At 55.9% G+C, this 13,082-nt stretch carries 11 protein-coding genes; 4 read left to right on the top strand and 7 right to left on the bottom strand.

Annotated features, from left to right (window positions below; genetic code table 11):
- Positions 1–37: 37 nt before the first annotated feature.
- Positions 38–937, top strand: coding sequence for a fructose bisphosphate aldolase (locus tag G516_RS0107640; protein WP_028293149.1), 900 nt, complete (start codon positions 38–40; stop codon positions 935–937).
- A 96-nt stretch (positions 938–1,033) separates the two neighbouring features.
- On the opposite strand, the gene G516_RS0107635 is transcribed toward G516_RS0107640, so the two are convergent.
- Entirely contained in the window at positions 1,034–2,197 is a 1,164-nt protein-coding gene (locus G516_RS0107635; RefSeq protein ID WP_028293148.1) for a phosphoglycerate kinase, read from the bottom strand.
- 156 nt (positions 2,198–2,353) lie between these two features.
- Positions 2,354–3,382 (bottom strand): type I glyceraldehyde-3-phosphate dehydrogenase, encoded by a 1,029-nt coding sequence (locus G516_RS0107630; protein WP_028293147.1) that lies wholly within the window; start codon positions 3,380–3,382, stop codon positions 2,354–2,356.
- Between the two features lie 420 nt (positions 3,383–3,802).
- Here G516_RS0107630 and exaC point away from each other — a divergent pair, with 420 nt between their 5' ends.
- Entirely contained in the window at positions 3,803–5,326 is a 1,524-nt protein-coding gene (gene exaC / locus G516_RS0107620) for an acetaldehyde dehydrogenase ExaC (RefSeq protein ID WP_028293146.1), read from the top strand.
- A 366-nt stretch (positions 5,327–5,692) separates the two neighbouring features.
- Positions 5,693–6,682 (top strand): glutathione S-transferase family protein, encoded by a 990-nt coding sequence (locus tag G516_RS0107615; RefSeq protein WP_028293145.1) that lies wholly within the window; start codon positions 5,693–5,695, stop codon positions 6,680–6,682.
- Between the two features lie 84 nt (positions 6,683–6,766).
- Here the strand turns inward: G516_RS0107615 and G516_RS23805 are convergent, their stop codons facing one another.
- The 4 genes from G516_RS23805 to G516_RS0107595 form a co-directional block, all read right to left on the bottom strand.
- Positions 6,767–7,612 (bottom strand): helix-hairpin-helix domain-containing protein, encoded by an 846-nt coding sequence (locus G516_RS23805; protein ID WP_051219057.1) that lies wholly within the window; start codon positions 7,610–7,612, stop codon positions 6,767–6,769.
- Between the two features lie 114 nt (positions 7,613–7,726).
- A complete protein-coding gene (locus tag G516_RS21540) occupies positions 7,727–8,740 on the bottom strand; it encodes an RluA family pseudouridine synthase (protein WP_051219056.1) in 1,014 nt (337 codons plus the stop codon).
- The gene (locus G516_RS0107600; protein WP_028293143.1) at positions 8,730–9,188 is read right to left on the bottom strand and encodes an NfeD family protein; all 459 of its coding nucleotides are present in this window, start codon (positions 9,186–9,188) and stop codon (positions 8,730–8,732) included. Before G516_RS0107600 ends, G516_RS21540 begins: the two co-directional genes overlap by 11 nt.
- 122 nt (positions 9,189–9,310) lie before the next feature.
- Positions 9,311–10,258: an SPFH domain-containing protein gene (locus tag G516_RS0107595; protein WP_028293142.1), complete on the bottom strand. Its 948-nt coding sequence runs from the start codon at positions 10,256–10,258 to the stop codon at positions 9,311–9,313.
- 116 nt (positions 10,259–10,374) lie between these two features.
- Between G516_RS0107595 and G516_RS0107590 the strand changes: the two genes are divergently transcribed.
- Complete coding sequence (locus G516_RS0107590) at positions 10,375–11,337, top strand: alpha/beta fold hydrolase (protein WP_051219055.1); 963 nt, start codon at positions 10,375–10,377, stop codon at positions 11,335–11,337.
- 14 nt (positions 11,338–11,351) lie between these two features.
- Here G516_RS0107590 and G516_RS21535 read toward each other — a convergent pair whose 3' ends face one another.
- A complete protein-coding gene (locus G516_RS21535) occupies positions 11,352–13,007 on the bottom strand; it encodes an alkaline phosphatase D family protein (protein ID WP_084644942.1) in 1,656 nt (551 codons plus the stop codon).
- Between the last annotated feature and the right edge of the window lie 75 nt (positions 13,008–13,082).

The following is a 13,082-nucleotide window of genomic DNA, read 5'->3' as shown; positions in this document are numbered from 1 at the left end:
CAACCGACCAACAACACGAGAACAGGGAGTAGTCACCATGGTTTCACCCGCCCAACTTGCCATGCTGGACAAAGTCACCCAACAGAAAGGCTTCGTTGCCGCCCTTGACCAAAGCGGTGGTAGCACCCCCAAGGCGCTGAAGCTGTACGGTGTAGAAGAAAACGAATACGACGGCGATGAGGCCATGTTCACCAAGGTGCACGAAATGCGTACCCGCATCGTCACCAACGACGCGTTTGACGGCCAGCGCGTGCTGGGCGCCATCCTGTTTGAAAACACCCTCGACCGCGAAATCAACGGCAAGCCGTCTTCCCACTACCTGTGGCAAGACAAGCAGGTGGTGCCGTTCCTGAAAGTCGACAAGGGCCTGGCCGACGAAGCCAATGGCGTGCAGCTGATGAAGCCAATGCCACAGCTGGATGAGCTGCTGGCCAAAGCCAACGCAAAAGACGTGTTTGGCACCAAGATGCGCTCGGTGATCAAGCAAGCCAATGCCGACGGCATTACGGCTGTGGTTGCCCAGCAGTTTGAGATTGGACGCCAGATTCTGGCGGCCGGTCTGGTGCCGATCATTGAGCCAGAGGTGGATATTCACTGTGCCGACAAAGCCGATGCCGAAGCGCTGTTGAAAGCCGCATTGTTGAGCCAGCTGGACCAACTGGCCGATGACCAGAACGTGATGCTGAAGGTGACCCTGCCAGAGCAGGACAACTTCTACGCCGAGTGCATCGCCCACCCTCGGGTGATTCAGGTGGTTGCCTTGTCTGGTGGTTACAGCCGTGAAGAATCCAACCGTCGACTGACCAACAATGAAGGCATGATTGCGAGCTTCTCTCGTGCTCTTACCGAAGGTTTGTCTGCGCGTCAGAGCGATGGCGACTTCACTGGCACCCTGAACCGCACCATCGAGTCGATTTATCAGGCGTCGATTACCTGATAGCTAAGACCTGACAACAACTAGCTGATCGCCAATTCTGTCAGGCACAAAAAAGCCGCTCAATTCGAGCGGCTTTTTGCTTTCCGGCTGTCCGGATTAACCCTTGGCGCGTTCTTCCAGAACCGCTACCGCAGGCAGGGTCTTGCCTTCTACAAACTCCAGGAAGGCACCGCCGCCAGTGGAGATGTAGGACACCTTGTCGGCGATGTCGTACTTGTCGACAGCTGCCAGGGTGTCGCCACCACCAGCGATAGAGAAGCCTTCAGACTCGGCAATCGCCAGCGACAGGGCTTTGGTACCTTCGCCGAACTGGTCGAATTCGAACACGCCTACCGGGCCGTTCCAGATGATGGTTTTGGCTTCTTTCAGCTGTTCAGCCAGAGCTGCGGCAGAATCCGGACCGATGTCGAAGATCATGTCGTCTTCAGCCACATCGTCGGCAGACTTCAGGGTCGCTTCGGCAGACTCGGAGAATTCCTTGCCACACACCACGTCGGTTGGAACCGGGATGGAAACCTTTTCCATCAGCGCCTTGGCAGAGTCAATCAGATCCGCTTCGTACAGAGACTTGCCCACTGACTTGCCAGCAGCGGCCAGGAAGGTGTTGGCAATACCGCCACCCACGATGATCTGGTCACAGATGTCAGACAGGCTGTTCAGCACTTCCAGCTTGGTCGATACCTTGGAACCGCCAACGATGGCCACCAGCGGACGGGCTGGCTTGTCCAGCGCCTTGCCCAGTGCGTCCAGTTCAGCGGCCAGCAATGGGCCAGCAGCAGCGACCGGAGCAAATTTGGCAACACCGTGAGTGGACGCCTGAGCGCGGTGTGCGGTACCGAACGCGTCCATTACGAATACGTCACACAGGGCCGCGTAGGCTTTTGACAGTGCTTCTTCGTCTTTCTTTTCGCCTTTGTTAAAGCGCACGTTTTCCAGCAGCACCAGTTCGCCTTCGGCTACTTCAACACCCGCTTCGAAGTCTTTAACCACCTTCACTTCGCGGTTCAGCAGGCCACCCAGGTGGTTTGCTACTGGCTGCATGGAGAATTCATCGGCGTATTCGCCTTCGGTCGGACGACCCAGGTGAGACATCACAATGACTTTGGCACCGGCTTCCAGCGCGTGCTGGATGGTTGGCAGGGAGGCGCGAATACGCGCATCGGAAGTTACCTTGCCGTCTTTTACCGGTACGTTCAGATCTTCACGGATCAGGACGCGTTTTCCTTTCAAATCCAGATCGGTCATTTTGATCACAGACATTGTGCTTTCCTCAGTAGTTGTGTTGCTGGCCCAAAGCCAAGCCTTTTATTGTGAGATTGCATGGCAACAGTCGCTAGTCTCTTATCGCTAGCCAGTGTCGCCAGAATGACAACGCTTGCCCGCCGGGTGCTCATCCGTCGAGGCAAGCGCCTTGAATCAGTCGTTCGAGCCGTACAGCTGGCCCATCCGCACGGCGGTATCCAGCATGCGGTTGGCAAAGCCCCATTCGTTATCAAACCAGACAAACAGCTTCAGCATCGAACCGGCGCTGACCCGGGTCTGGGTGGCGTCGATGATGGCGGAACGCGGGTCGTGGTTAAAGTCGGTCGAGGCGTGGGGTTCATAGCTGATGCCCACCAGCCCTTTGAAGCGGTCGTTGGCGACCTGCTGCAATAACTGGTTCACCGCCTCGACCGTGGTGTCACAGCCCAGCTGCAAGCTGACGTCTAATACCGAAACGTTAATGGTCGGCACCCGCACGTGCAGGCTTTCCAGTTTGCCGTCCAGTTCTGGCATCAAGCGGGCAATGCCCTTCGGCAAGCCGGTGTCGACCGGAATGATGCTCTGTACTGCCGAGCGGGTTCGACGCAGGTCGCTGGAGTAGGCATCGATCACCGGCTGGTCGTTCATTGCCGAGTGAATGGTGGTGGTCACCCCACGCTCAATACCAAAGGCCTCGTTTAATACCGTCAGCAGCGGCACCAGACAGTTGGTCGAGCAAGAGCCGTTGGAGACGATCTGCTGCTCGGCGGTCAGGCTGTCCTGATTGATGCCGTAGATAATGGTGTTATCAACGGCGCTGTCGGCCGGGTTGGAAATCAGTACCCGCGCGGCACCGGCCTGCAAGTGGGCCTCGGCATCGTCACGGTTGCGGATCTGACCGCTGCATTCCAGTACCAGATCGACCTGATCTTCGGCCCAGTTCAACTGCTCGGGCTCGGCTTCGTGATAGCAACGGATCAGGTCGTTGTTAATGCGCAACAACCCCGGGCCTTCAACCACCACCTCGCCGGGAAAGCGCCCATGGGTGCTGTCGTAGCGCAGCATGTAGCTGAGTGAGTCGATATCGGCGAGTTCATTAATAGCCACAATTTGCAGCTGCTCGCGGTAACGGTTTTCATACAGCGCGCGTAATACCGAACGTCCTATCCGGCCAAAACCGTTAATGGCAATGCGAGTGGTCATATCGTCAGGCGATCCTGAAATGGGGTCTGTCGTCAGGGGCGGCTATTGTCCGGCAATTGGCCAGGTGTGGCAAATGTAACCAGCCATCGAACCCGACATAGCAACCAGCCATCAAAATCGCCCATCGAAATCGTCCAAAGCCTGACTGCCCTGCTTTGAACGCGGTTCGCTGCGACTTTCTGCTACGACCTGATTTGCCAAAAAATCCCTCACTGACGCACTCCGTTTGATGCAAGTCACACAAAGGGCAATTTCTACTCCTTTGGAACTACGACCAAGGTTCCGTCGAATTAAACAAGGATGCCAAATGACCGGGTCGCAAACCATCCAGCAAACTGGTCGGACTCGCATTGACGCGGACCTGACGTCCGAGCCATCAAAACTCTGTTTGCGATAACAATAATTACCCGGAGAACCAACATGACCATCTATGCAAATCCTGGCCAAGAAGGCTCAGTCGTAACCTTCAAAGAACGCTACGGCAACTTCATCGGCGGTGAGTGGGTTGAACCAGTAAACGGCAACTACATGGACAACATCAGCCCGGTAAACGGTCAGGTGTTCTGTCAGGTTCCTCGCTCTGATGCAGCGGATATTGAAAAAGCACTGGACGCAGCACACGCTGCCAAAGACGCCTGGGGCAAAACCTCTGTTACCGAACGCGCCAACATCCTGCTGAAGATTGCTGACCGCATCGAAGCCAACCTGGAAAAACTGGCAGTAGCCGAAACCTGGGACAACGGTAAAGCCGTTCGTGAAACCCTGGCTGCTGACGTACCACTGTCTGCTGACCACTTCCGTTACTTCGCTGGCTGTGTACGCGCTCAGGAAGGCACCATCGGTGACATCGACGAAAACACCGTTGCTTACCACTTCCACGAGCCTCTGGGTGTTGTTGGTCAGATCATCCCTTGGAACTTCCCACTGCTGATGGCAGCGTGGAAACTGGCGCCAGCACTGGCTGCCGGTAACTGTATCGTTATGAAGCCTGCCGAACAGACTCCTGTATCCATCCTGATCCTGATGGAATGCATCGGCGACCTGCTGCCAGCGGGCGTACTGAACATCGTCAACGGCGTTGGTGCTGAAGCCGGTCAGGCGCTGGCCACTTCTACCCGTATCGCCAAGATCGCCTTCACCGGTTCGACTCCGGTTGGCGCGCACATCATGAAGTGTGCTGCTGAGAACATCATTCCTTCCACGGTAGAGCTGGGCGGCAAGTCCCCTAACATCTACTTCGAAGACGTCATGGATTGCGAAGACAGCTTCATCAGCAAGTGTGTTGAAGGTGCGGTACTGGCCTTCTTCAACCAGGGTGAAGTATGTACCTGTCCTTCCCGTCTGTTGATTCAGGAAAGCATCTACGAGAAGTTCATCGCCAAGGTGGTTGAGCGTATCGGTCAGATCAAGCGCGGTAACCCACTGGATACCGACACCATGGTGGGTGCTCAGGCTTCCCAGCAGCAGTTCGAGAAGATCATGGGCTACCTGCAGATTGGTCGTGACGAAGGCGCTGAAGTACTGACCGGTGGTGACGCTGAAGCTCTGAACGGTGACCTGGGCACTGGCTACTACATCCAGCCTACCCTGCTGAAAGGCACCAACGACATGCGCGTATTCCAGGAAGAAATCTTTGGCCCTGTGGTAGCGGTAACTACCTTCAAGGACGAAGCTGAAGCTCTGGCAATCGCCAACGACACCGAGTTCGGTCTGGGTGCTGGTGTATGGTCCCGCGATATGAACCGTGCTTACCGCATGGGCCGTGGTATCGAAGCTGGCCGTGTATGGACCAACTGCTACCACGCTTACCCGGCACACGCTGCCTTCGGTGGTTACAAGAAGTCCGGTGTTGGCCGTGAGACCCACAAGATGATGCTGGATCACTACCAGCAGACCAAGAACCTGCTGGTTAGCTACAGCACTGATCCACTGGGTTTCTTCTAATCGAAGCCTGATTGCCCGCACTGCGTGCGGGCAACACCAGTTGTGAATCGCAACAGGAGCTTCGGCTCCTGTTTGTGTTTATGGGCTACCGCCCTGCTCACCACTCCCCCACTTCTATTTTTTTCCTTTTTCTTTTTCTTCTGCCCCTACTTCTATTCTGGCTTTCTGATCTTCTGGCTTTCTCGCTATCTATCACCCAACCTCCATCACCCAGCCTCTACCTCCTCCCCTAACAGTCGATAGCCAAATCCCAAGCAGCCGACGATCTTTCATATTTCTCGAACGGTTTTTCGTATTTATTGAGCTTTTTTCGTTTAATTGATTGCCTACACTGTCAGCACTTTCAACGAATTACGGGAGCTTCCGATGGGATTGCTGGTTAATGGCGAATGGCACGATCAATGGTACGACACCAAAGCCTCTGACGGTGCCTTCCAGCGCGAAGACGCCCAGCTACGCAACTGGGTAACCGCCAATGGCGAACCCGGCCCGACTGGCAAGGGTGGCTTTGCCGCAGAATCCGGTCGCTACCACCTGTATGTATCACTGGCCTGCCCGTGGGCGCACCGCACACTGATTTTCCGCAAACTGAAGCAACTGGAAGCCCACATCGATGTATCCGTTGTGTCTCCGGACATGCTGTCCAACGGTTGGGAATTTGACACCGAACACGAACAGCAACGCTTTCGCTCCAGCGGCGATGCGCTGTTCAACTCGGACTACATGCACCAGGTGTACACCCGCAACAAGGTCGATTACAGCGGCCGCGTGACCGTGCCGGTACTGTGGGACAAACAGCAAAACTGCATTGTCAGCAACGAGTCGTCCGAGATTATCCGGATGTTCAATTCCGCCTTTAACGAGCTGACGGGCAACCACGACGATTACTATCCAGAAGCCCTGCGTGAACGGATTGATGCCGTGAACGAGTGGGTGTATCACGACATCAATAACGGCGTGTACAAATCCGGTTTTGCCACTCAGGCGGATAAATACGAAGCCAATGTGGCGCGGGTATTTGAAGCCCTGAACAAAGCCGAGACCATTCTGCAGCAGCAGGATTTTCTGGTGGCGAATGACGATGGCAACGCCGTGCTGACCGAGGCCGACTGGCGTCTGTTTACCACGCTGGTGCGTTTTGATGCCGTTTACGTTGGTCACTTCAAATGCAACGTCCGCCGCATCGAGGACTACCCGGCGCTGTCGGCGTACCTGAAGCGTTTGTACGATCACCCGGGCATTGCTGAGACAGTCAATATTGACCACATCAAACGTCACTACTACTACAGCCACGACATGATCAACCCGACCCGCATTGTGCCGGTCGGCCCTGAGCTGTCGTTTATGAAGCGCTGATCAATTACCTGTTTTCGCAAATAAAGACGGCAGGCCCGGATGTTCCGGGCCTGCCGCTTTGTGTTTCAAGAACTGAAAACGGGCTCAGAAGCTCAGTTGAAGCAGGATTTTTTCGAGGGTTTTCTTGCCCAGACCTTTCACTTCCAGCAGGTCCTTGGCCTTGTAATAAGGACGGCCTTCCACCAGCGCCTCAGCCAGCTTGCGCGAGACACCCGCCAATGACTGTAACTGTGCCAGAGTGGCGCTGTTCACATTCACGCTGGTCGTTGTGCTGTTTGTTTCAGACACTTCGGCCTTGGCCACTGGCGCTTGGTTTTTAGCCGCAGTGGCTTTGGTAGTTTTGGCCCCAGAAGCTTTGTTGGAAACCGGCGCTTTCCTGGCAACAGTTTTTTTGGCAGCAGGCTTTTTGGCAACAGGCACTTGTTTCACCGCGGCCTTCTCAGGCTCTGTCGTTTTCGAGGCAGCTTCCTTCACTTCCTCAGAGCCAGCAGTGCTACCAAATGCCACTTCAATCACGTTTTTGCCGTTCAGCACATCCAGCTCAGGCTCAACCACGTAGTCACAGGCAAAGGTCATGCTGTCGACCAGCTGGTATTCCGCACCGTCCCATTCACGCAGTTGCAACGACAGTTGCCACTGACCAACCGGTGGCTCTTCAAACGGCAGCAGGTGTTGGCATTGTGGGAAGAAACACTGGCCAGCCAGTGTGCCCAGTACCGTGTGCGTCAGCACGTGCTGTTGACGATCGCCCGTTCGGGACGCACGCAGTTCCAGCAACAAGGTGCCGCTCAGATTGCCTTCCGAGCGGTCGTTGTTAATGGCTTCAATGTTGAGGGTAATGGTGTTGCCGTCAATGGCGTAACCGCAGTCACCTGACAGGTATACCGAAGGGTGTGCGGCGAATGAATTGGGTTGGTTGTCAGCGAACATGTCTTTTCTCCCGTATAAAGACACGTCCAATATAGACCCTGTTTCCAATCGGCGGCGAGAAGTTTTGATTAATTTCCGCACAACTGAGAAAAGCTTCAATAATTGCCTGAGTTTTTACCGATCAGCTGTTAGAAAATCGGCACTGCGAACGGCTTTATGCACCCACTCCGGCCACTGATCCGACAAGTTAGTATCCGTCACCGCGTACGCTTCACCGTAAAGGTTAAGCTGCAGTTGCCAGGCATGCAGCAGATGATGGTTTGCACCCAGTGTCTGGTAATCCGCATCGTCCAGATCACGCTCCAGCCGTTGCAAATAAAACGCGCCGTCATGGGAGTAGATTTTATCGCCCACAATCGGGTGGCCGAGCCAGGCCAGCTGGGTTCGTATCTGGTGTCTGCGCCCGCTGTACAAGCGGCATTCAATCAGGCTTTGGCCGTTGTTTGAGGCCAGCACCGTAAAGCCGGTGCGAGCCCATTTGGGCTTGATCCATTGCGCCCCGTCCGGTGGCTGATCCGCCTGTCCGGCAATGCAGTGCACCCGGGACCGAATTGCGCTGTCGCTACGTTCAGCCAGCCAGCATTCCAACTCTTGCTGCTGCCACGACGGCACGCCATCGACCAGTGCCAGATAGCGCTTGGAAGTCATCAGGCGATCGAGTTTTTTCTTCCACTTGCGGTCGTAATGGCTTTCCAACGCCAGCAAGGTGATGCCGGAAGTTTCGGCGTCCAGCCGGTGCAACAAATGCGCGTCGTCGTAGGGGCTTTCGCGCCGCACCCGGCCAATGAGGGTGTCGAACAAATTGCGGGTGGTGCGACTGACCGGCAGATTGGCCGGCTTGTGAACCGCCATGACTTCATGGTGCTGCCAGAGGGTTTGCCACCGGGAAGACACCGGCCCTTCCTGATGCTCAGGCAGCCAGAAGCGCCATTGCTGGCCAATGGCCAGCAGGCTGTCGGCACGCAGCTCAATGGCCTTGCCCTGTGCCGCGACTTCGATCCAGCCGGATTCTAACGCCTGCTCGAAGCCGTAATGCTCAACCTTTTGATGCCAGTGCGCCCACAACTGCGCTAATGGCTGTTCAACAAATACCTCGCCCGTCAGCCAGTAACCCGACTCATTGCTCAAGCGGTACCACCCACATCACGCCCACTTCGGTGCGATCTACCCGAACCCGGGTACCGGCTGCCAACGGTTGCTCGCTTTTCAGTTTCCATTCAATGCCGGAATATTTGCGCGTTACATTGTCGTTCAAATGCACGTCTTCGTTCAGCACAAAGGCATCGCGGGCAAAGTCGGAATTAAGCTTGTCCGGTGCACGGTTGTCTTGCAGTCGCTTGAATGGCTTCCACAGCAGCACCGCCAATACCGTGATCAGGATGGCGTTACTCCAGAGCGCCGCTGTCAGGGTTTCCGGCAGCACGCCAAACATCATCAGCAGGCCATTCACACACAGTGAGATACCGGCAAAAAACAGCACAATTGAGCTGAAGCCCAGCAGACCCACTTCAATGATCAGCGCCACAATCCCCAGCACCAGCAGGCTTTGCGACATGTGTGACGAAATAAACTCCATAATGACTTCCTGATAATCCGTTCGACAAAAACAACCAGGGCCTGAAACAAGGCTCCGAACAAATAAACAAGCAAACCGTCAGCATACACCAGCAACGCCGGTGCATGCCGACCCGATCAGGCTCAAACGCCTGTTTTTTGCTTGTTCAACGACTGAATAATGGTTGTGGCGCTGGCCACCATGCTGCTGGCATCGGTGCCGTTGTCTGGCAGCAATACCACTGAAGATTCCTTGGCGATGGCGTGCTTGGCTTCGATGGCCTTGGTCGCCAGCTCCAGCTGCACCGCGCTCTGACCGTCCGGGGTATTGGCAGACTCACCCACCATACGCAGGGCGTCGGCCTGGGCCTGAGCTACGGCTACGATCGCCTGAGCTTCACCTTCGGCTTTCAGAACCTGCTCGGCTTTTTCCGCTTCAGCCGCCAGTACCCGCGCCTGCTTCTCACCTTCTGCAACGTTAATGGCCGACTGGCGGTCACCTTCGGATTCCAGAATCTGCGCACGTTTAACCCGCTCGGCCTTCATTTGCGCTTCCATTGACTGCATCACGGACTGCGGCGGCACAATGTCCTTGATCTCGTAACGCATCACCTGAATGCCCCACGGCTCGGCGGCTTCGTTAATGGAGGACACAATATTGGTGTTGAGCTGGTTACGTTCCTCGAAGGTTTTATCCAGCTCCATTTTACCCAGCTCGGAACGCATGGTGGTTTGCGCCAACTGAGTTACCGCGAACACGTAGTTATCAACGCCATAGGTGGCCTTGTACGGGTCCAGCACCCGGAAGTAGAGCACGCCATCAACGCTGAGGGTGATGTTGTCCTTGGTGATGGCAGACTGGCTTGGTACATCAACCGCTTGCTCTTTCAGCGAGCGGTCAGCCGCGACCTTGTCGATGAAAGGCACAATGAAATTCAGACCGGCTTCCTTGGTTGCGTTGTATTTACCGAAACGCTCAATCAACCAGGCACGGTTCTGCGGTACAAATTTGATTGAGCTGCGCAGCAGCACAATCACAAACACCAGCGCTACAAATTGCACTGACAACACCATTGATAAAATCTGATCCATGGGAAAACGTCCTCTTTTGTCCTTTCTACTGGTTCCGGCCAAGCCGGAGGTCTATGGTGATACGGTTGCTATTCAAACGCCTGAGCGGTCATTGCAGATCGTCGCTGGAGCACCTTATGTGGAACCCTTGGCTGGACAATCCCTTGCTTAAAACTTCCTGGCTGCAACCCGACTACTGGATGCAGGAAACCGGTGCGCTGCCGCTGGAGCAGGTGCAACAGCGCTGGCAACTGCCCGACAGCCGCTATCTGGAGATCGACGGTATGCAGGTGCATTACCGCGATAGCGCCGACCAGCAAGACTCAGACAAGCCGGTGCTGCTGTTGTTGCACGGACTGTTTGCCTCCTTGCATACCTGGATGCCCTGGACCGAACGACTGGTCGATGACTTCCGCGTCATCAGTCTCGACTTGCCCAATTTTGGCCTTACCGGGCCACACCCGAAGGGGATGGTAAAGCATCTGTACAGCGACTTCCTTGCGCAATTTATCAATCAGTTAAATCTTTCTCATTGCCATGTGGCAGGGAATTCACTGGGCGGCTGGATGGCCTGGGAGTTTGCTGCTCGGTATCCCCAGCATGTGGATAAATTGGTGCTGGTCGACAGTGCCGGCTTCTTCTTTGTACCACCGACCTTCATGCTGAATCTGTCGATGCCGGGTGGTGGCTGGCTGTATTCCCGCAGCAGGATTGATCCTGCGGTAATTGGCGAATTGCTCGAACAGGTGTTTCATAACCCCGAGCTGGTGACCCAGGAACAGAAGTCCCGTTACTACGACATGATGATGCGTGAAGGCAATCGCGTCGCTGCGGCACGGGTGATGCGCTTTATCCGTGACCAGATGGGCTTTGATACCACGCTGCTGGATATGGTGACGCAACCCACCCTGATTCTGTGGGGACAAGACGATCCCTGGATGCCGGTCGATCATGCCGAGCAATTCCAACAGAAGTTGCCTCATAGCCAGCTGTTGCTGTACCCGGAATGTGGCCATTTGCCGATGGAAGAAAACCCGGACGTCAGCGCCGACGACTGCCGCCGCTTTTTGCTGTCAGAGGCCCAGGTGTCCAAACCTTAGAGATTCAGTGATATCTAATAAGCACCTTCGGAATGGACAGCAACCATCTGCTCGCTGCTGTCCTGAGCGACTGGCTGCCAGCGTCTCAGAAACGCCAGATCGTTGGCAAAGGCCGGAGCCAATGGCGCGCTGGCTTTGGCCTTCGACACACTGACCGCATCCTGTAACCGGGCCGAACCGGCCTCTACCGTCACAGCTCGCAAGCAGTCACTGCTGTAACGGTGAGAAGCGACGTTGTCGACCACCCACCACTCGGCCTGCAAACGCTCATGGGTGATATCCAGCAGTACGTAACCGCGATAGTAAAAATCGACAAAGTGCAGGTGTGGCAACAGCGCTTGTACCGAACTGGCGGCCAGACTGGCGCGAGTCTGGTTGGCAATGCCCTCGGACGTAACCGCCGGGGTCACGAACTCGACGCCAAGCGGCGTGGCTTCGCCCTCTGCAAAGGGGTCATCGTACAATTCCAGCGCCCACGATGAATGAATATCGCCGGTAAGCACCACGAAGTTATCCACCTGGCTTTGCCGCACGCAATCGAACAGGCGCTGACGCGCTGCCGGGTAGCCGTCCCACTGATCGTAATTGATCGGCATGGTGTTGGTGCCCAGTTGCGCCACCATCACCTGCTGGCCCATCAGCTTCCAGGTTATCTGTTGCTGTTGGGCATTCACCAGCTGGCTGTAAAACCAGCTTTCCTGTTCAAACCCCAGTAAGGTGCGATCGTTACGGTCGCGCTCAGCCAGTGTCTCAGCCTGTCGGTCACGGCCGGCCAAGCGGGTATCCAGCATGCTGAGGTCCACCAGATCCCCAAACCGAAAGCTGCGATAGATGCCCATATTGCTGCGATCCGGCTCACGAATCGGCATCCATTCCAGATACGCTCGCACCGCGCCATTGAGGCGCTGACGCCAGTCGCCAGAGTCGGCATCGCTGTGCTGTTCGGCACCGCCGACCCAGGCGTTGTTCGCCACCTCATGGTCATCCCAGATCACCATAAAGGGATGCTGACGGTGGACCTCCTGTAAGTCCTTGTCGCGCTTGTAACAGGCGTGGCGGGTGCGGTATTCATCGAGGGTACGAATTTCCTTCAGCGGCTCATTCACGCGGCCTGTGCGCACGCAATCTTCCAGTTCGGCGTATTCGTAGATGTAGTCACCCAGGTGCAGTACCACATCGAGGTCAGCACGCTTGGCCAACTCCTTGTAAACGTTGAAAAAGCCCTTGGCGAAATTCGAGCAGGAGGTATAGGCAATGCGCAGATGATCGACTCTGCCAGTGGGCAAGGTGCGGGTACGGCCAACGTCGGACCAGTGGCCATCAACTTCGAACGCGTAATAGTAGGTTTGCCCGGGTGACAGGCCGTCGACATCCACCTTGGCGGTGAAATCCCGCTGTGCGGAGGTTTGCCCCTGACCAGAGCGCACCACCTGCGTTAACGCCACATCGGTGGCCATCAACCAGCGGTAGCGCAGTATCAGTTCGGAATCTGTGGTTTCAAGCGCGGGAGTGATCCGGGTCCAGAGAATGACCCGGTCGGTCAGTGGGTCGCCACTGGCAATGCCATGGCGAAATGGATAGTTACTGCGCTGTTTGCGTTGCGGGCCTGCGGAGGCAAACAACGTGGTTCCTGCGCTGTCGAGCAGAAACTCCCGGCGAGTCAGAGGCATGGCGCATTCGACGTAAATCCCTAATGCGTCGATTAAGCATCCCGCCGATGACAGTCGGGTTGCGGCTGGTTGACG

Source organism: Oceanobacter kriegii DSM 6294 (assembly GCF_000422845.1).
Classification (GTDB): Bacteria; Pseudomonadota; Gammaproteobacteria; order Pseudomonadales; family Oceanobacteraceae; genus Oceanobacter; species Oceanobacter kriegii.
Note: the sequence above shows the minus strand (reverse complement) of the source record. Positions and strands in the feature narration are given on the sequence as shown.

Excerpts from the sequence above, each read along its gene's own strand:
- G516_RS0107640 (WP_028293149.1), top strand. The coding sequence starts at position 38 with ATGGTTTCACCCGCCCAACTTGCCATGCTGGACAAAGTCACCCAACAG.
- G516_RS0107635 (WP_028293148.1), bottom strand. The coding sequence starts at position 2,197 with ATGTCTGTGATCAAAATGACCGATCTGGATTTGAAAGGAAAACGCGTC.
- G516_RS0107630 (WP_028293147.1), bottom strand. The coding sequence starts at position 3,382 with ATGACCACTCGCATTGCCATTAACGGTTTTGGCCGGATAGGACGTTCG.
- exaC (WP_028293146.1), top strand. The coding sequence starts at position 3,803 with ATGACCATCTATGCAAATCCTGGCCAAGAAGGCTCAGTCGTAACCTTC.
- G516_RS0107615 (WP_028293145.1), top strand. The coding sequence starts at position 5,693 with ATGGGATTGCTGGTTAATGGCGAATGGCACGATCAATGGTACGACACC.
- G516_RS23805 (WP_051219057.1), bottom strand. The coding sequence starts at position 7,612 with ATGTTCGCTGACAACCAACCCAATTCATTCGCCGCACACCCTTCGGTA.
- G516_RS0107600 (WP_028293143.1), bottom strand. The coding sequence starts at position 9,188 with ATGGAGTTTATTTCGTCACACATGTCGCAAAGCCTGCTGGTGCTGGGG.
- G516_RS0107595 (WP_028293142.1), bottom strand. The coding sequence starts at position 10,258 with ATGGATCAGATTTTATCAATGGTGTTGTCAGTGCAATTTGTAGCGCTG.
- G516_RS0107590 (WP_051219055.1), top strand. The coding sequence starts at position 10,375 with ATGTGGAACCCTTGGCTGGACAATCCCTTGCTTAAAACTTCCTGGCTG.
- G516_RS21535 (WP_084644942.1), bottom strand. The coding sequence starts at position 13,007 with ATGCCTCTGACTCGCCGGGAGTTTCTGCTCGACAGCGCAGGAACCACG.